17 protein-coding genes and 2 pseudogenes are annotated in these 17,720 nt (G+C 44.2%); 11 read left to right on the top strand and 8 right to left on the bottom strand.

From position 1 onward, the window contains the following. Nucleotides 1-313 precede the first annotated feature (313 nt). The 3 genes from M5J74_RS26690 (at nt 314) to hpt (ending at nt 3,353) form a co-directional block, all read left to right on the top strand. On the top strand, nt 314-1,750 hold the full coding sequence (locus tag M5J74_RS26690; RefSeq protein ID WP_015156912.1) for an NCS2 family permease: 1,437 nt from the start codon (nt 314-316) through the stop codon (nt 1,748-1,750). 66 nt (nt 1,751-1,816) lie between these two features. Beyond that, nucleotides 1,817-2,818 carry an adenosine deaminase gene (locus M5J74_RS26685; RefSeq protein WP_250014244.1) on the top strand — a complete coding sequence of 334 codons (1,002 nt, stop codon included), beginning with the start codon at nt 1,817-1,819 and terminating at the stop codon, nt 2,816-2,818. A gap of 7 nt (nt 2,819-2,825) precedes the next feature. Further along, entirely contained in the window at nt 2,826-3,353 is a 528-nt protein-coding gene (gene hpt, locus M5J74_RS26680) for a hypoxanthine phosphoribosyltransferase (RefSeq protein WP_250014242.1), read from the top strand. Between the two features lie 15 nt (nt 3,354-3,368). Here hpt and M5J74_RS26675 read toward each other — a convergent pair whose 3' ends face one another. Continuing rightward, nucleotides 3,369-4,796: a sensor histidine kinase gene (locus M5J74_RS26675; protein ID WP_106166198.1), complete on the bottom strand. Its 1,428-nt coding sequence runs from the start codon at nt 4,794-4,796 to the stop codon at nt 3,369-3,371. A gap of 277 nt (nt 4,797-5,073) precedes the next feature. Between M5J74_RS26675 and M5J74_RS26670 the strand changes: the two genes are divergently transcribed. Further along, nucleotides 5,074-5,565, top strand: a complete 492-nt coding sequence (locus M5J74_RS26670; RefSeq protein ID WP_250014240.1) for a hypothetical protein — start codon at nt 5,074-5,076, stop codon at nt 5,563-5,565. 44 nt (nt 5,566-5,609) lie between these two features. Continuing rightward, nucleotides 5,610-6,230 carry an FMN-binding negative transcriptional regulator gene (locus tag M5J74_RS26665; protein ID WP_250014238.1) on the top strand — a complete coding sequence of 207 codons (621 nt, stop codon included), beginning with the start codon at nt 5,610-5,612 and terminating at the stop codon, nt 6,228-6,230. A gap of 20 nt (nt 6,231-6,250) precedes the next feature. On the opposite strand, the pseudogene M5J74_RS26660 reads toward M5J74_RS26665, so the two are convergent. After that, nucleotides 6,251-6,346: pseudogene (locus M5J74_RS26660) on the bottom strand (TetR/AcrR family transcriptional regulator); the annotation flags it as partial. Between the two features lie 108 nt (nt 6,347-6,454). Beyond that, nucleotides 6,455-6,976: pseudogene (locus M5J74_RS26655) on the bottom strand (TetR/AcrR family transcriptional regulator); the annotation flags it as partial. A gap of 111 nt (nt 6,977-7,087) precedes the next feature. Here M5J74_RS26655 and M5J74_RS26650 point away from each other — a divergent pair. Both M5J74_RS26650 and M5J74_RS26645 read left to right on the top strand, forming a co-directional pair. Then, nucleotides 7,088-8,038 (top strand): Rieske (2Fe-2S) protein, encoded by a 951-nt coding sequence (locus M5J74_RS26650; protein ID WP_250014236.1) that lies wholly within the window; start codon nt 7,088-7,090, stop codon nt 8,036-8,038. A 199-nt stretch (nt 8,039-8,237) separates the two neighbouring features. Then, nucleotides 8,238-9,839, top strand: coding sequence for a glycosyltransferase family 39 protein (locus M5J74_RS26645; RefSeq protein ID WP_250014234.1), 1,602 nt, complete (start codon nt 8,238-8,240; stop codon nt 9,837-9,839). 105 nt (nt 9,840-9,944) lie between these two features. Here M5J74_RS26645 and M5J74_RS26640 read toward each other — a convergent pair whose 3' ends face one another. Next, nucleotides 9,945-10,322, bottom strand: coding sequence for a hypothetical protein (locus M5J74_RS26640; RefSeq protein ID WP_041463490.1), 378 nt, complete (start codon nt 10,320-10,322; stop codon nt 9,945-9,947). Between the two features lie 727 nt (nt 10,323-11,049). Here M5J74_RS26640 and M5J74_RS26635 point away from each other — a divergent pair. Further along, nucleotides 11,050-12,939 (top strand): chloride channel protein, encoded by a 1,890-nt coding sequence (locus M5J74_RS26635; RefSeq protein WP_106166202.1) that lies wholly within the window; start codon nt 11,050-11,052, stop codon nt 12,937-12,939. A gap of 399 nt (nt 12,940-13,338) precedes the next feature. Here the strand turns inward: M5J74_RS26635 and M5J74_RS26630 are convergent, their stop codons facing one another. Continuing rightward, nucleotides 13,339-13,740 carry an AbrB family transcriptional regulator gene (locus tag M5J74_RS26630; RefSeq protein WP_015156902.1) on the bottom strand — a complete coding sequence of 134 codons (402 nt, stop codon included), beginning with the start codon at nt 13,738-13,740 and terminating at the stop codon, nt 13,339-13,341. 587 nt (nt 13,741-14,327) lie between these two features. On the opposite strand from M5J74_RS26630, the gene M5J74_RS26625 reads away from it, so the two are divergent. Genes M5J74_RS26625 through cbiB form a run of 3 tightly spaced genes read left to right on the top strand, consistent with a single transcriptional unit; the run spans nt 14,328 to nt 15,905 of the window. Beyond that, nucleotides 14,328-14,771, top strand: coding sequence for an Rrf2 family transcriptional regulator (locus tag M5J74_RS26625; protein WP_015156901.1), 444 nt, complete (start codon nt 14,328-14,330; stop codon nt 14,769-14,771). 16 nt (nt 14,772-14,787) lie between these two features. Beyond that, nucleotides 14,788-14,925 carry a hypothetical protein gene (locus tag M5J74_RS26620; protein ID WP_250014232.1) on the top strand — a complete coding sequence of 46 codons (138 nt, stop codon included), beginning with the start codon at nt 14,788-14,790 and terminating at the stop codon, nt 14,923-14,925. Then, nucleotides 14,922-15,905 (top strand): adenosylcobinamide-phosphate synthase CbiB, encoded by a 984-nt coding sequence (gene cbiB, locus M5J74_RS26615; protein WP_250014231.1) that lies wholly within the window; start codon nt 14,922-14,924, stop codon nt 15,903-15,905. Before M5J74_RS26620 ends, cbiB begins: the two co-directional genes overlap by 4 nt. Before the next feature lie 12 nt (nt 15,906-15,917). Here the strand turns inward: cbiB and M5J74_RS26610 are convergent, their stop codons facing one another. The 3 genes from M5J74_RS26610 to M5J74_RS26600 form a co-directional block, all read right to left on the bottom strand. Continuing rightward, entirely contained in the window at nt 15,918-16,607 is a 690-nt protein-coding gene (locus M5J74_RS26610) for an urease accessory protein UreF (protein WP_250014229.1), read from the bottom strand. Then, nucleotides 16,594-17,028, bottom strand: coding sequence for an urease accessory protein UreE (gene ureE, locus M5J74_RS26605; protein WP_015156897.1), 435 nt, complete (start codon nt 17,026-17,028; stop codon nt 16,594-16,596). Before ureE ends, M5J74_RS26610 begins: the two co-directional genes overlap by 14 nt. A 152-nt stretch (nt 17,029-17,180) precedes the next feature. Beyond that, entirely contained in the window at nt 17,181-17,666 is a 486-nt protein-coding gene (locus M5J74_RS26600) for a DUF4168 domain-containing protein (protein ID WP_015156896.1), read from the bottom strand. Between the last annotated feature and the right edge of the window lie 54 nt (nt 17,667-17,720).

The raw sequence follows: 17,720 nt of genomic DNA, 5'->3' as shown, positions 1-17,720 counted from the left end.
CCATGAAACATTGAGATTTGTTAATGGTATCTGAGGTGGAAGGTTAATTTGAGCCACATTCGAGTCTCTGGCGCTCTAACTGCAATAGTCAGCTTTAGCCAGCGCCAGTTAACTTTTCTTATCAAGTTTAGAGTTGGTGTTTTTTGACACAAAAAACCGATCGAACAACGACATACAGTATGCACCCAGTAGTCACTAAATTTAGGTGCAAAAGACAGCTTTTATGTCGTTAGAGTAACAAGCCTGACTGACGCTTGCTGAGAACTTCCTCAAAATTGATAAGCAAAGATAACTTGGTGGAGACAGCCAAAGAATGAGCAGCGATACAGATCGATTAGAACTACAGCAACCACCTACGCCACAGTATACGGGTTGGCAAGCAGCGATCGCTCGTTTTTTTCAATTTGACCTGTATAGAACTAACTTTCGGATCGAGACTCTGGCAGGATTGACAACTTTTATGACGATGGCATACATCCTCGTCGTCAATCCCTTAATTTTGTCGGATGCGATTTTTCTACAGCAGCCAAAAGATTTATTCGCCGAACAAGTCTTTGCTACCGCAGTCTCAGCCGCAATTGGAACGCTGGTAATGGCATTTGTTGCCAACTATCCCTTTGCCCTCGCCCCTGGCATGGGATTAAACGCCTTTTTTGCTTATTCTGTCGTTTTAACCCTAAAAATCGATTGGCGTTTGGCACTAGCGGCTGTATTTGCCGAAGGATTGATTTTTATTGCCCTCACCCTTACCAACGTTCGCAGTCAAATTGTCAATGCCATTCCCATGTCGCTGAAAACAGCAACATCAGTAGGGATCGGTTTATTTATTGCCTATATTGGGATATCTGGCGATCCGAAAACTGGAGGTGCTGGGCTAATTATCGCCAGCGAAGTGACAAAAACAACCCTGGGTAGCTTCAGAGAACCTAATACTCTACTAGCTGTTGCCGGAATTATTATTACTACAGCTTTTTTAGTACGCCGCGTTAAGGGGGCATTACTCTGGGGGGTACTCGCCACCGCCTTACTCGGTTGGATTGTAGGTGTTACACCCCCGCCCAAAGGAATTTTTCAGATCCCTACCCTACCGACAGATCTGATCGGACAAGGCATTTTCGGTTTATCGCGATTGACTGCTAACAACTTTCTCGACTTTATCGCCATACTTTTAGTATTCTTATTCGTCGATATTTTTGACACCGTTGGTACTCTGTCTGGAGTCGGCATGAAGGCAGGGTACATTAAAGAGGATGGAAAACTACCGCGAGTCAATCAAGCACTGTTTGCCGATGCAGTAGGAACAACTGCTGGGGCGCTGATCGGTACGTCTACAGTCACTACATATGCAGAATCAGCCGCAGGCGTATCGGAAGGGGGGCGCACGGGCTTCACAGCTGCGATTGTAGGCGTATTATTTATCCTGGCGATCTTCTTAGTTCCTTTATTCGAGGCAATTCCCGCCTACGCTACTACACCAGCCCTAGTCATTACAGGCGTGTTAATGATGACAGGTGTATCAGATATTCGTTGGGGTGATGTAGCTGAAGCTGTTCCGGCATTTTTGACGATTTTGTTTATGCCCCTTGCCTACTCAATTGCCACTGGGTTGTCAGTTGGTTTTATCACCTATCCAATTGCCAAAGCACTGCAAGGCAAAGCCCACGAAGTTACGATCGCAACTTGGATTTTAGCCGCAGTTTTCATAATTCGATTTGTCTTTATGACATTGCGCTTCGGTACATCTGAATAAATTTCATATTTATATGTAGAGACGTTACATGTAACGTCTCTACACGCAACTACTAACTCTCTAAAGATGAATTCATTCTTTTGCCAGATTCCTAAAGCTGAGTTACACATACATATTGAAGGTTCCCTCGAACCAGAAATGATGTTTGTATTAGCCGATCGCAACAATATTCAACTACCCTACAAATCGGTAGAAGAAATTCGTGCTGCTTACAACTTTCAAAACCTGCAATCATTTCTCGACCTTTATTATGCAGGAATGAGCGTGTTGCAGACAGAACAAGATTTTTACGATCTAACTTGGGCATACATGCAAAAAGCATCTGCTCAAAATGTGCGCCACGCTGAAATCTTTTTCGATCCTCAAGGTCATATTTCTAGAGGGGTTTCGTTTGAAACAGTTCATCGAGGAATTTATCGTGCATTACAGGAAGCAAAACAACAACTCGATATTTCTTCTTATTTAATTCTCTGTTTTCTACGACATTTAAGCGCTGAATCAGCAATGGAAGCTTTAGAACAAGCTTTACCTTATAAAGATACAATTCCAGCAGTAGGTTTGGATTCTTCAGAAGTAGGAAATCCACCTTCAAAATTCCAAAAAGTCTTTAATAAAGCCCGAGAAGAAGGATTTCTTACCGTTGCTCATGCAGGCGAGGAAGGACCACCAGAATATATTTGGGAAGCCATAAATCTTTTAGGCATATCGCGTATCGATCACGGTGTACGCTGCATCGATGACCCGAAGTTATTAGAATATTTGATTGAAAAACAAATTCCTCTGACTGTCTGTCCGCTATCTAATATCAAACTTTGTGTTTTCGATTCGATGGCAAAGCACAACATTAAACAATTATTAGACATGGGATTGTGCGTGACAGTAAATTCTGACGATCCGTCTTATTTTGGCGGCTACGTAGCTGAGAATTTACAAGAAATAGAATCGGCTTTAAATTTGAGTAGGCAAGATATTTATAAATTGGTGAAAAATTCCTTTCAAGCAACGTTTTTGAGTGCGGAAGAGAAGCAGACTCGAATTACTGAATTAGATGAGTTTATGGTGAAATAGAAAAACTATGAATAAAAAACTCGTTCCACTCATTTCTCAGTCAGAAATAGCAGCAACTGTGCAGCGATTAGCGCGGGAGTTGGATCGAGATTATCAGAATTGTTCTCCAGTTGTTATTGGTGTTTTGAAAGGCTCTTTTATCTTTCTCGCCGATTTGATCCGGCAGATGCAAACTCCGATTTTTAATGTCGAACTGATCCGTTTATCTAGCTATGGTTGTTCTACCATTAGTTCGGGTGAAGTCAAGATGTTAATGGGTTTAACTGAAGGTATTATTCACAACAAGGATGTCATTTTAGTTGAAGATATTGTCGATACTGGGTTGTCAACCTCAAAAGCAATAGAAATATTGAAAGCTGATAATCCATCCTCGCTCAAACTTTGTGCCTTACTCGATAAACCCTCACGCCGCAAAGTTCAAGTTGAAATCGATTATTTGGGAATTGAAATCCCCGATCGCTTTATTGTCGGTTACGGTATAGATATGGACGAAAAATATCGTCAACTACCAGCAATCTACGCGATCGAGGAGTAGATAAAAAGTAACTGTTCACTGATAACTGTGTGTAGCAATTGGCAGACAAATTGTAAAACAAGTCTTACCAGGCTGCGATGTAAATGTAATTGTTCCTTGGTGACGGTTCTCGACAATCCGCCGTACTGCATCTAAACCTAAACCCGAACCAGAACCTACAGGCTTTGTCGTATAGAAAGGCTCGAAAATTCGCGATTGAATTTCTACAGGAATCCCAGCACCAGAATCGGCAATTTGTACCTGGATATAATCGCCATTTTGAGCGGTAGCTAATTCAATGACTCCTTTCCCCGCGTTAGCAAAGCTTATCGAAGATATCGCATCAACTGCATTATCAATTAAGTTCGTCCAAACTTGATTCAACTCGCTACCGAAAGCGAGAATTTTAGGCAAAGAGCGATCGTAATTCCGCTGAATTTCAATTCCTTGCTTGAATTTATAAGCAAATAATTGCAATGTATCTTCAATTCCATCGTGAACGTCAACAATTTGTTGCGCGCCGCGATCCATGTAAGAATAAGATTTCATCGACTGGACGAGCTGAGAAATTCGCTGCGCTCCCCGCAAGCCACTCGAAACCGTACACATAACCTCAAAAGACAGCGCCAGCCAGCGCAACCCCATATCTTTTAATTCTGTCGGATCGTCCTTCCAGCGCTCCATCAGCTGGGTTAAAGTCTCTATATCTACATTTCCAGCTGCTAATGGTTCGGCGAGTTTCCAAGCATCTTCTACGCCATAGTTTTCTAACCACTCAAGCAATTGTTCCTCGCGATCGCTAAATTCAATGGGGTTCATGCGACGGTTGACAACCGCATCCCAACCATCGTCACGCACTTTGAGCCATTTTTCTGTATGTTCTACCTCTACTTGGCGCTGTCCGTAAACAAAATTCATCCGTTGGAGTTCGAGCAGTGCTGGGGTGATATCTTGCAAAGCACGAATTACAGCTGCCGCAGGGTTGTTAAGTTCGTGTGCTAAGCCAGCCGCTAGCGTGCCTAGAGCTGCCATTTTCTCTCGATTTTGAATAAAAGACTCTAAACCGCGCAATCGTTTCTGTACGGCTCGAAATATTAAGCGCTCGAAGCCTCGACAACTATGTAGTAGGGTACGAAAGTCGTCGCCTGAGATTTCGTAGAGCCGACAATCAGAAAGAGCGCGTAATGTTACGGGGACTGGTTCATCGGTTAAGACTTGAATCTCACCAAAAAAAGCAGGTGCTTGGTGCTGTCCGATCGGCATTTCGATCCCTTCGCTGATGCGGGTAATGCTCACCCGACCTGATAGCATGACATAAAATCCCCGTGGCGGATCTCCTTGTTTGACGAAGACTTCGCCGCTAGATAGCTCCATTTCTTGAGCGCGATCGCAAACCCAGTGAATCTGCTCTTGGGAAAGCTGTTGAAACAACTCCAGCGTTAACAGTTCGTCTACACATAGCATGGTTGAATCTTCTCCACGCGAGTCGTACTGTTACTGTATCTGAGGATTTATAAGCAAGGGAAGCATGGGAATAATGATTTATTTGCTGTATTGAAGGATACTTTCCGTGAAAGTTTTTGTCGATGAGATGCGATCGGAGTGACACAGGCGATCGCGTTGGGTAGATTCCTTGCATGAAAAATTATAGATATACTCTAGTTGTTTGCATCTGCTCGTGATGTCAACTCGATTGTTAGTTTAACCTTGCGGCTTGACTAACTAGATGGAGAAGAAAACAATGCCAGCAAGCGAGACACAGCGACAGGAAGCGGAACGGGAAAGGCAAAACGCCGAACAACATCGGCGCGAGTCGGAAGTAAAGCGAGAGATAAGTGCTGAGCAGCAGCAGCAAGCTGCATTGCACCAATATGCTGCCGAACAACAGCGCATCCAGTCGGAGAAAGACCGTCAGGCTTCTGAGGAGAGCCGAGAATTCGCGGAGGAGATGCGGCAGACAAAAGAGGCTATAAGGCAGCAGGCTGAAGAGGCGCGGCGTGTTGCGGAAGAGGCGCGACGTGCTGCGGAAGAGGCGCGGCGTGTTGCGGAAGAGGCGCGACGTGCTGCGGAAGAGGCACGACAGCAGGCTGCTGAAGCCCGTCGTATAGCGCAAGAGGCACAACGAGCAGCGGCAGAGGCACAAAGCATCGTGCAGGAGCAACGCGAAATATTAGCGGAGATGGCGCTGACTGCACAACAGTACCGAAAAGTAATGACACAATACGAAGAGTAGCTGAAGTTAACGCTAGTTTGGCAGCCTACATAAGTCGATATATCATGTATATCCCCAGCGCCTTTCGAGAGGACGATCCTGAGAAGTTAGTAGCTTTTATGCAAGCTCATAGTTTTGCCACGTTGGTATCTACAACTGATAGTTTACCTGTTGCCTCGCATATTCCGCTCGTTGTCACAGTGCAGGATAATGTTGTTAAACTAACTGGTCATCTTGCGAAGCAAAATCCTCAATGGCAAGCTTTTGGCAAGCATGAATCATTGGCTATTTTTACAGGAGCGCACGCTTATATTTCACCATCTCTATATGAGAAACGCGAGAACGTACCAACGTGGAATTATGTTGCCGTTCATGCTTATGGTATACCTCAAATTATTACTCGCGCTGGCTCGCCGGAACTAATGGACAAGATGATGGAGGAGACAATTGACACCTACGAGTCTGAATACAAAGCGCAATGGCACGAGCTGTCTGACAGCTACCGTGAAGGAATGATGAGTGGAATAGTTGGCTTTGAAATGATTGTGACGCGGTTGCAAGGGAAATACAAACTCAGTCAAAATCGTAGCCATACAGAGCGGCATAATGTTGCTCATTCATTATTAGAAAGTACCGATCCGGCTGCACGGGAAGTAGGTGAAATGATGCAACAACTTGAACCATGAGCTTATCCCTTCCATGCTGGAAACTGCTTGCCGCAATCTTTACACAAATAACGCTGCTTGCCGTGGCGATGCCCGTTTTTAGATAGTCGTTCGGATTGGCAGTGAGGGCATTTCATTACTTTCATTACCTCGCCCTGCAATACCTCATCGCCAACATGAGGACTGAGGTAGGATACGAGTAGATCTTCAATCTGTTGGATGAGCTGCTGACTGTGAGTTTCGCTGCTGCGGAGAGCAATCAAAATTAATGTGTTGCTGCAATGAACGCAGACTTCGGCTAATAAGCTAGCTCTCTCGTCGCTTAAGGTAGGGTGGCGCTGTTTCAATAAACTAGCCATAAATGCGATCGCCTCTTGAGTCAAACTCTCGTCAATTGTTTGAAATATTTCTGGTGCGGTGAAAAATTGCACGAAAACAACACGAGATGTCGGTTGCTCGAATAGTTTGGCAACAGCGGCTACTAGCTGTTGAATCATCTGTCTCAGAGGTAACTGAATAATGCTAGGCGTGTTTACCTTAGCCCACATTGCTTTTACTCGTTCGACATGACGAATTTCTAGGGCGCGAAAGATAGCTGCTTTATCAGGAAAAAACTGGTAAAGCGAACCAACAGCTGTATTTGCCCGTGTTGCGATCGCATGGGTTGTAGCGGCTTCATAACCTACCTCAGCAAATACCTCAGCCGCAGCATCCAAAATTTTTTCTACCCTTTGCTTACCTCGTTGCTGTTTCGGTGAACGACGCATAGATTTTGTAGGTGACTCACCACCCTTGCTTGACAAACACGAACAATCCGTCATATTTTGAGAAAATACGAATAAACCGTCATATATTTTAGATCTTTAAGAGGTCAGTCTATGCATCCTATTCTTCCTGGTGCGCCGTGGTTGATTGCTCATCGCTCGATGCTAGGAGTTAATAAACCTCATAAAATTACTCTTAACGGTCGAGATTACGTACTGTGGCAAAATCAAAGAGGCGAAGTCTTTGGCTTAGATAATATTTGCCCTCACATGCAAGCCCCTCTCTCCGATGGCTGGATTTGTCGAGAGCGAGATACCATTACTTGTCCGTTTCACGCCCTAGAATTTGACACGCAAGGACAGTTGTACCGAGAGGAAACAGTAACTCAACCTTTGTTAGAAAAATTAGATTTGACGGTTATTGGCGATAATATCTGGACGTATGGGGGATGCGAGCCGAAAATTCCCATTCCCGAATTAATTGAAAGAATTACCCCTGGTTTTGAATTTGTTGGGATTGCTGGTAGTAAAAGCATTCAAGGTAATTTTTTAAGCAATCTTTTAATTAATTACGATTACAATCATCAAAATGGTACGCATCGAGAAATATTCAAAATCAAGGCAATTGAGGTGAACGATTATCAAGAAAATGGTTACACTACTAAGCTTCTACAAAAAGTGACTAGAGATGACAACACATTCAAGGAACTTGCCAGTAATCCAGTGTTGTTCACCGTTCCCAAAACCTTTGTCAATCAATTTGAATATTCCTTTCCTTCTCTAACTTCATTTATTGCTACAATTCCATCTGGTCAATTTATTCAAATTCATTCTTTATACCCTGAAACAGAAAATCGTACTAAGACATTTGTTTTAGTTTTTGCCAAAATTCAGAATTTAGTTTTAAAAATCTTATTAAAGAATTCGCTCCTCAAAGCAGTAGATGAAGTCATCCGCCAAGATACAGAAACAATCGAGAATTTATATCCCAGGCAAAAACCAAAAATCCGCCTGCCAAACGAAGAAATTATGTTTTACGCCCAAAAGCTATATCAAGAATGGTAAGCGATCGCCTTGTCAGTGCAGCCCGTGGAGCATCTAGGATAGTTTCAAAATTTGGGCGATCGCGTCATTGTAGCAAGAATAGAAAGAAGTGGTAAATTGTACTCGTTCCCTGCTGACACCTGAGACAAGCCAAACAGCTACAAAGTGGAACGTTAATTCACTACTCTATTGACACCTAGCCTTGAGTATTAAAACTTAGATGCGTCGTTGGATTTTGACTGGGGATAATGCTAAGCATTGGAAATCTCAGCTGCATAGCCGAGCCGATTGGTTATGGATTGGGGGACTGCTCTTGGCAGCACTACTTCTATATACTAAAAACTTGGGTGACTTACCGTTGCGAGACTGGGACGAAGGTACGGTAGCGCAAGTCGCAAGAGAAATATGGCGATCGCCTGCAAACTGGCTGCACCCAAAAACTATAGGCGGCGAACCTTATTTAAATAAGCCACCCCTCATGCATTGGCTCATAGCTCTCACCTATACAATTGGTGGGGTAAATGAGCAGACATCTCGTTTACCAGGGGCATTACTAACCGCGCTTGGTATACCAATTTTATACAGTATTGGACGAGAAATCTTTCACTATCGCCAGCCAGCAATTTTCTCGGCTTTAGTTTACCTAGTCATGCTACCCGTGCTACGTCACGGCAGGCTAGCAATGCTAGATGGTGCGATCGTCAGTTTTTTTCTATTTACAGTTTGGTGTTTGTTGCGATCGCGTCGCAATCTGCGCTACTGCTTGGGCGTAGGCATCGGTTTAGGATTGATTGGACTGACTAAGGGTATGGTAGGGCTATTACTCGGAGCGATCGCCCTGTTATTTCTCTTTTGGGATACGCCCCGCTTGTTAGGTAGTTGGTATTTATGGGGTGGAATCGCGATCGGGAGCTTGCCTGTAGCAGCGTGGTATGCTGCTCAGTGGTGGCAATACGGACATCAGTTTACCGATCGCGCTGTCGTCGAGCAGTCCCTCAGCCGGATTTGGCAAGCGGTAGAAAACCACCAACATCCCCCCTGGTTTTATTTGCTTGAAATTCTCAAATACTGCTTTCCCTGGTTAATCTTTTTACCTAGCGGTCTGCTTTATACCTGGAATCATCGCAACTGGAGTTGGGCAAAACTGATCTTAGTTTGGGGCGGAGGCTACTTGCTAGCAATTTCCTTAATGGGAACTAAACTGCCCTGGTATGTTTTACCTATTTACCCCGCGATCGCTTTGGCTGTGGGAGTCCAATTGGCTCAGTTTTGGCAGCAACCCTATCCAGCTAAATATCCCCGCTACGCGATCGCATTTTTAACTTTACTAGCGGTGGCGACGTGGGCAGCCAGTTTCTACTACAGTCCTTGGAATACCGATCCCGACTGGGAATTACAGTGGATTTTGGCAGCAGTAGCAGGCACGATGACTTTCAGTGCTTGGCTAGCTGTGAGGGGAGATAGACAATTTATCGCCGTACTTATTTGGGGCATGTACGTTGCCCTGTTACTCTTCGTCACCTCTCGCCACTGGGTTTGGGAACTAGCAGAAGCCTACCAAGTCAAACCCGTAGCTGCTCTCATTCAAGCTCGCACACCTCCAAACCGAGAAATCTACACTTCCTTCGCCTATAATCGTCCTTCCTTAGATTTTTACAGCGATCGCCGCGTCATTAGTAGTAACTTCAACCAACTGCAACAACAGTGGCAGCAACCACATCCATATTTACTTCTAGATCGCCCTACCCTAGAACGTTTAAAGCTACCAGCGATCGAATCCCTCGGTCAAGCCTCTGGCTGGATGTTAGTTACAAGGGAGTAGGGAGCGCACGAGCGATCGAGCGCACGAGCAGAGGAGCAGAGGGGCAATTACCAATTACCAATTACCAATTACCAATTACCCACACCCTGTTCGCCGATAACTGACTCAATTTGCTATTTCCTTCACATCTTCTACCAATCTGTCCCAGGGAGATTGTTGTTTGTTGAGGCTATCTAGACTGAAGATACTAATCCCTAACAAAAAGATACTACCCGCCGTTAAGACTGCTACAGGACGTTTGAGCGAACCAAGGTCGCGGATGATTCTTGCCCAAGGTCGGCTTTGACGACGCAGCGCGTGCGCTACCATAACTTGTTTTAAGCATTGGGGATCGCGCACGTAATGACCGCTCCAACTGACAACTAATTTTTCTTGACAATTAGGACAGGTAAAAAGCCCACGATTGCCTTTGATTGGCTTGAGCTGTTCGGTACGTTGACAAATCGGGCAAGTGAGAGAGTGGTTTCCAGTGTGAGTGTTCATCAGCGATAACCTAATGCGTCGAACCTGGGGAGCGTGAGAAATTGTTGGCATAAGCAATGTAAAACTGCTAATTCCAACTAATAAAGCGATCGCGATCGAACCAAACTAAAAATTTAGCTTTTGTTCACAAGAGATAACGAGGACTGGCGGATGCAAACCACGGCAATAGGCAGCTCCTGCCAAATCTTTTTGACAAAACTGGTAGAAGTATATACCAGCCGCTCTGATATTAGCCCCTATCTTTGAGAGTATTCGGGGCTTTACGAGTTTCTTCACGCCTAGAGCGTTCGATTACGTGAATCTATAAATTTTTATTTTTTCTATCTTAAACGCTAATTCAATATATCGTCTGATTTTATATGCATACTGAAAATAGTTAAGCTACAAGCTAGATGGTGTTTGTTGTCATTTGTCATTTGTGAGTGGCTAGCCACCAGCTCTCGTTGCTACCAACTCATATCGCCACTACTCACTACTCACTTTACTCTAGTCATTTGTCATTTGCGGTTGCCTATGACGAACGCGAGCGGATTAGGGATTGCTAATTAGCTCCCAACCTACATTTAAGCACTCTTATAACTCTTTTTCGAGCGCGATCGCACTTGCTTAGCAAAGCTTCTTAAACGATCGCAACTATCTACTTGTCTGGCTTCAGAAAAATCGCTGAGAATGAGTAATAGTAGATTGTGAAAAAAATTTAACTTTATTTTTCGTTTTTTATCTCTAAATGACCGATCGTTCCCTGTCTGAGGTGAGTCAGCCACAATCTGGCGGGCTTGCTGCTCCTTCTAACCCTATTGCCCACATTCTCAATCGCTTTCAGCCTTCTCCAGAAGCCGTTGTCTTACTTCTAGCGGTCTTGATTGGCGGCGGTACGGGTATGGGTGTGGTGACATTTCACTATTTAATCGAACTCGTTCACTACGTTGCTTTTGTTAATTTGATGGGGACGCTCTCCGCTTGGGGTGCGTGGACAATTGCTCTGGTTCCAACTCTGGGCGGATTCATTGTCGGATTGATGCTGACGCGCAGGCAAGATTTCGGTCCTGGGCTGTCTTCTTTAATTGCTGCGGCTTCTGGTAGTGCCACGCGACATGCTATTTTGCAGCGGCTTCAGCCTGTAACCAAGATGGTAGCTGCTTCTGTATCTTTGGGTAGTGGTGCTTCGCTCGGTCCTGAAGGTCCCAGCGTCGAAGTTGGAGCTAATTTTGGCGTGTTACTCGCTCACGTTCTACAAGTCTCGCAAGAACGCCAGCGTCTACTTTTAGGTGCAGGGGCAGCAGCAGGTTTGGCAGCGGGTTTCAATGCTCCCATTGCGGGAGTATTTTTTGCTCTAGAAGTGGTGTTGGGAACGACATTTGCGAATTCGGCTGTCAGCGTCGTCTTGCTAGCAGCGGTTGTATCGGCGCTGGTTGCCCAAATTGGTTTGGGAGGACAGCCAGCTTTTGCTTTACCTGTATACGAGGTTCGCAGCCCCTTAGAGTTACCGCTCTATGTCGGCTTGGGAATAGCTGCTAGCATTATTTCAATCGCCTACACTCAATTACTCCTTTGGGGACGAGCCTGTTTTCGCGGACAAGTTAAAGGTTTTGCTTGGCTGGGTCGCGTTCCCTTGCCAATGCATCCGGTGATTGGTGGTGCTTGTGTCGGCTTGGTGGCGTTGCTCTATCCGCAGATTTTAGGCATTGGATACGAAACCATAGAAGCTATGCTTCAGGATGTTGAGTTTTCTTTGCTGCTATTGTTAATTCTGCTGGTGCTGAAGCTAGTAACCACGGCGATTAGTATGGGCAGCGGTTTGGTTGGCGGGGTTTTTGCTCCAGCTATGTTTCTCGGTGCTTCGTTGGGAGCAGCATATGGCAAAATTTTAGCGGCACTGCTACCACAAATTGGCATGTATATGGCTGGTCCGCCAGCTTACGCGATGGTGGGAATGGCAGCTGTACTAGCTGGAAGTGCTAAAGCTCCTTTAACAGCAATTCTATTATTGTTTGAATTGACGCGCGACTATCGCATTGTTTTACCGTTGATGGCGGCGGTTGGCTTAAGTGTCTGGTTAGTAGAACGGCTGAAAAAAAGCGTAACTCCTGAATCTAGCGCCAATTTACAACAGTTGAATTTGAATTTAGTTGGGGACGAAGATCGAGAAATTGTGCAGCAAATATTGGTAAGAGAAGCAATTTACGAATCGCCTCTCATGTTGCCAGATTCTATGTCTGTCTCTCAAGCAGGTTTATCCATGACTAACGCTCATTGTCGTAGTGCTTTGGTGGTCAATCCCGAACTGCAACTACTAGGAATTGTGACTTTAGAAGATATTAATCGGGCGATCGCAACTTGGGAAAATGCTGATGCTCAATTGGTCGATATTTGCACGACCGATTTACTTTATGCTTACACGGATGAACCTTTATCTGAGGCTCTATCTCGAATGGGAGCCAGGGGGTTACATCAGTTACCAATTGTCGATCGAGATCAGCCAGAACAAGTTTTAGGCTTGCTCGAACGGGAACAAATTGCTTTAACTTGTAAACTAGCAACAACTCGCAAAGCGCTTCATCCTTATCTCAAAGTTTCACTACCTGTAGAAGAATTAGCGTTGCCAAAAAGTGAGTAATGGCTAGTGGCTAGCGAGTAGTAGATTTAATCGTCAACGTCCTGTCAATCGCAAATTGAACTTGCGATCGAAAATATAGTGGCGGGCTTTATCAGTTCTAGTCAGGAAACCTTAACAATAAATTGCTTGCCTCTGGTGGCAAGTTTGTTAAGCTGCGTTTCTCCAATGGGATCTCGATAAGTACCCGCCTAAGTAACTCAATAAAGTTATCGCACTCTTACAAGTCGAACAGCTTAGTTTTTCACCCGCTAGCTTTACTTTCGGGTGAAAAACTAACTCTGCAACTCTCAAAAAGCGCTTTTCTAGCAAAACTTGAGGTACTGTTTGCTGCTGATAAAATTGAGCTTGAAGTCTGACGAAATAGCAGATCGATTTGGATGCGATCTCGTCCCCTAAATCTCAAGCTGTAGCCTCTACGTCTTCTTTTGCTCCATCTATTTGCTTGAGATGAATGTGTTTTTTCCCTAGAGTGATGACAAATTCATCTCCTTGTTGTAGACCCATTTGCTTCGTATATGCCGAACCAATTAGCAAATTACCGTTCGATTGAACGCTAATGCGGTAGCTGGCACTACGTCCGCCACGCCCATTTGAGTTGGAAGTACTATCTAATTCAATGCCTTCCGCATCTATTAGCGCGTTGAGAAACTTCATCATATTGACACGCTCTACACCATTTTTGGTAGTCGTGTAGTAGCCGCATTCCTTTGCCTTTTCTTCTTTACTCAGGCTATCTAGCTCTTTGACTTTCTTGAGCAGTGCTTCTCCGGCTAGAGGCTCGATCTTTTTCTTTTTATTCATCAACTTAGTTCTGTTTTAACTGGAGCAGGTGGTTTACAGTTTTGATTGTCAGCTAACTGAAGCTATGATTTAGTTTAATTTAGCTTTATATCAGCTTAGCTAACTATAATACACTGATTATAGTAATTCTTTCAGCTTTTCGATCTTAATTTTGAAATTTTTTTTGATTGAAAATAGTATGAATCATCCTAATAACTGTCCGAACTTTGTCAATCCCCGATCCAATCGAATCATCCCCAGGAAATAGCATCGGCAAAAACTGACTGAAGTACTGTTGGTTGTGTGGTAGCGATCGCGATCGTCATCTTCGGGAAAATTTATTCGTTCGGGAACGAGTGACTTCGTCTATTTATCTACCCTCAGTAGGTAATTAAACTGAAAAATTGCTCTCCCCCAAAAGACAACTACGTGATTTTTGCTGCACGCATCAATGTGTAAAGTAATTTTCTCTAAATATAAAAAGAGTGGGCGATAGAAGTCAAAAGTCAAAAGCCAAAAGTCAAAAGTCTCCAAGCCGCAAGTTGCAAGTCGCAATTAATGACTCATCACTCACTGATAACTGATAACTGAGAAATGATAACTGAGAAATGAAACTGACAACTAGGGGTCACTACAGCGTTAAAGCATTGCTCGATCTGAGCCTGCAACCAAATTACACTCCGGTAGCAGTTAAAGCAATTGCCGCTCGGCAAGAAATTCCTGCTCCTTATTTAGAGAAATTACTGATTGAAATGCGACGAGCAGGATTAGTAACATCGGTGCGGGGAGTTCAAGGAGGATACAAATTAGCGCGATCGCCTGCGGCAATTTCATTAGGTGAAATTCTCGCTGCTGTCGGAGAAACTATCGAACCTTTGCCCCACCATCAACCAGAACCAGGACAAGCAGAAGATTGGGTCACTTTTACGCTCTGGCAACGATTGCATCAAAAAATGAGAGAAGCATTGTATAGTATTACTCTTGCCGATCTCTACTACGATGCCCGTAGTTGGCAAGCCGCTCAAGGAGAAGAAACAAATTTTGTGGTTTAGGAGTGAGAAGCGAGGAATGAGTATGATGTGGGAAGAATTCGGAATTCGGAATTCGGAATTCGGAATTGGCGATCGTTCTCCTCCGCTCCCTCAGCTCTCTTTTCTCCCTTGTCTCCCTTGTCCCAATTTTGAATGCGTGAATTTTGAATTTTGAATTTTGTCCCCAGCTCCCCCAGCCCTCTTCTCATCGCCGCAGTTTTAGACTACTTAATTGGCGATCCTTGGGGTTTTCCACATCCGGTGCGGGTGATGGGATGGCTAATTGCTCAGTTTAATTATTTCGCATTCAAATATTTGAAATCCGAGCGATCGCTCTACTGGGCGGGTGTGGTTTTAGGTTTGGGATTAATTCTTGGTAGTGGTGCTGTTAGCTGGTTATTGGTTTATGCTGCTAGCCAAGTACATCCATTATTGGGTCTAGTGACAGATAGCATTTTATTAGCCAGTTGTTTTGCTGGGCGCAGTCTGAGAACAGCAGCAGAAGATGTCTTGCAACCTTTGAAAACTGGCGATTTGGTACAAGCGAGAGCGAAATTAAGTCTTTATGTTGGTAGAGATACGCAAGAACTCTCAGCACCAGAAATTTTGAGAGCAGTCTTAGAAACAGTAGCGGAAAATGCCACTGATGGGGTGATGGCTCCCTTATTTTACGCGATCGCCTCTGCCTTCATACCATATACAAATGTGGCGTTTCTGCCCTTGGCATACAAAGCAGCAAGTACTCTTGATTCGATGGTAGGTTATCGAGAAGCACCATACACTCATTTAGGCAGATTCAGCGCTAAGTTGGAAGACCGATTAACGTGGTTGCCTTGTCGTTTAACAGTATTAACTCTCGCATTGCGATCGCTTAAGCCTTTGTATGTATGGCAAATGTGTCAGCGAGATGCAATTAAAGATCCTAGTCCTAATTCAGGTTGGAGTGAATGCGCTTATGCAGCTGTCTTAGGCGTACAACTGGGGGGGACAAATTGGTATCGCGGAGTAGCCAAGCAAAAGCCTTTACTTGGAGAACCGATTTATCCCATCACAGCTGAAAAGATTCATCAAGCCCTACAACTGACGCGGCATAGTTTTTTCATTTGGTTGGGATTAGGAATTGGGGCGATCGCAATTTCTACTTATAGTTTTTAGTCAGAAATACTATTAACTGCGAAATAAGCGCGTATATTGAGTTTCGTGTGCCATACTAGCCAGCGATAAACCCCAGCTACAACTACTCAACTCGTCATCAGTTAAGACTGAAATCCGAGCAGCTGCATCAACTATATGAGCTTGTAAATTAATTAAAATCTGTTGTCCGGCAGTTTGTCCGAGGGGAATTAGTTTAATCCCAGCAGTAACTAAATTTGTCGCCCAACTGTGTAAATAACCTAAAACAGCAGTTTCTTGGGAAATTTGCCAGCAATGCGCAGCCACTCCGAAGGCGATCGCATAATTCACCGAATTACCTACCGCATTAAATATAGATTCTAACTGTGGCTCAAGTTCCAACAACAACCGCATCAGCGATCGCCCCATTTGCCAACTAGAATTACGCAACTCTTCCGTTTCCCGCGCCGCCGATAGCCAACTATTCCAATAATTTAAATTTGTTAAATTGCTTGCCAAAACAGCATTATATGCTCTGATCGTCATCGCCGCTTCAATCCGAATTGCGCCAAAATGCAATTCCCGTTCTAACCAATGTTGCAAACTTTGAGCATCTGCGATCGCCCCCCATTCTACCAGCGTTTCTATACCCTCAGAATAACTATAAGCCCCTACTGGTAAAGCTGGACTCGCCAATTGCAGCAAACTTAGTAGCGCCAATTCCGAATTCCTAATGGTGTCCATATGCGCCAACTTCAGGCTGAAATGGAGCGTTTTCTTCTATTACGATGACTCCCAGATGTTCTAACATTGCTTGCAATACTGGATCGGGAGATAAGCGAAGATAGTTAGTACCAATTTCTAGAGGTACGTGACGATTACCCAAATGATATGCAGCCCTCAGTAAATCTAAAGATGTAGCTGCTGTGACCGTCAAGACTAGTTCTGATTTTGCCTTGACTAAAATCAAATATTCGCCATTATCCGATCGCAGCATATCTCCATCTCGCAACACCGTTCCTCTGGGTAAACGTAGAAATACCGTTTCTCCTTCCTCAGTTTCAAAGCGATGGCGGCTTTTCGTACGTTCCTCCGCCGTCAGCACCAAGGTAAAAGCATTGACAGCACTGTTAATAGCTGGTAAGCGATCGGTTATAGTTAACATCAGTTATCAGTTATCAGGAAGTAGGGAGCAGTTATCAGTGACCAGTGACCAGTGACCAGTGACCAGTGAGCAGGGAGCAGTTAATTCTCTACTTACGAATTACGAATTACGAATTACGAATTACGAATTACGAATTACGAATTACGACTTCGTTAAGGGCTACCTTGTAATCGCAGCATTTCATCTTGAATTCGCTGTCTTAAATCGGGATTATTTTGGACTGTTTTGGTAATTTGATTAAATTCTTCAAAAGAACTAAAGTATTTTTTCACAATTGATTCATACTGCGAGCAATAGCCTTTGGCAATACTGCGAGCGTTATCTGGTAGGTTAGAGATGCTATCTTCGCGATCGCACGCAATGCGGGGTAACTCTTCAGAACCCATACTTTGTTTGAGATCGGTTAAAGCCGTTTGGCGGACTGGTTCTGCCTCCAAAACAGCCCTAGCATAATTGTTAACTTCTGCTTCGCTGAAGTCTTGAGCAGATGCAGCAGTGCTGAAGTTGAGATTGCTGAAATTGTGCAGATCGGGTAGTCCAGCAACTACACTCAACGCGCTAATTGCCCCAATCAGCAGCGATCGCGATAACATCCGGTTGAAGTTGGTCAGTAAATAGAGATAGCAAAATTTAGTCATATTTTATGTTGGCAGAAAATGTCATACCGGAGGCATCAGTTCTTTTGAATCATT

Origin of the sequence: Chroococcidiopsis sp. CCNUC1 (assembly GCF_023546805.1) — a bacterium.
GTDB lineage: Bacteria > Cyanobacteriota > Cyanobacteriia > Cyanobacteriales > Chroococcidiopsidaceae > Chroococcidiopsis > Chroococcidiopsis thermalis.
The sequence above is the reverse complement of the archived record's forward strand: the minus strand, read 5'-3'. Positions and strand labels throughout refer to the sequence as shown.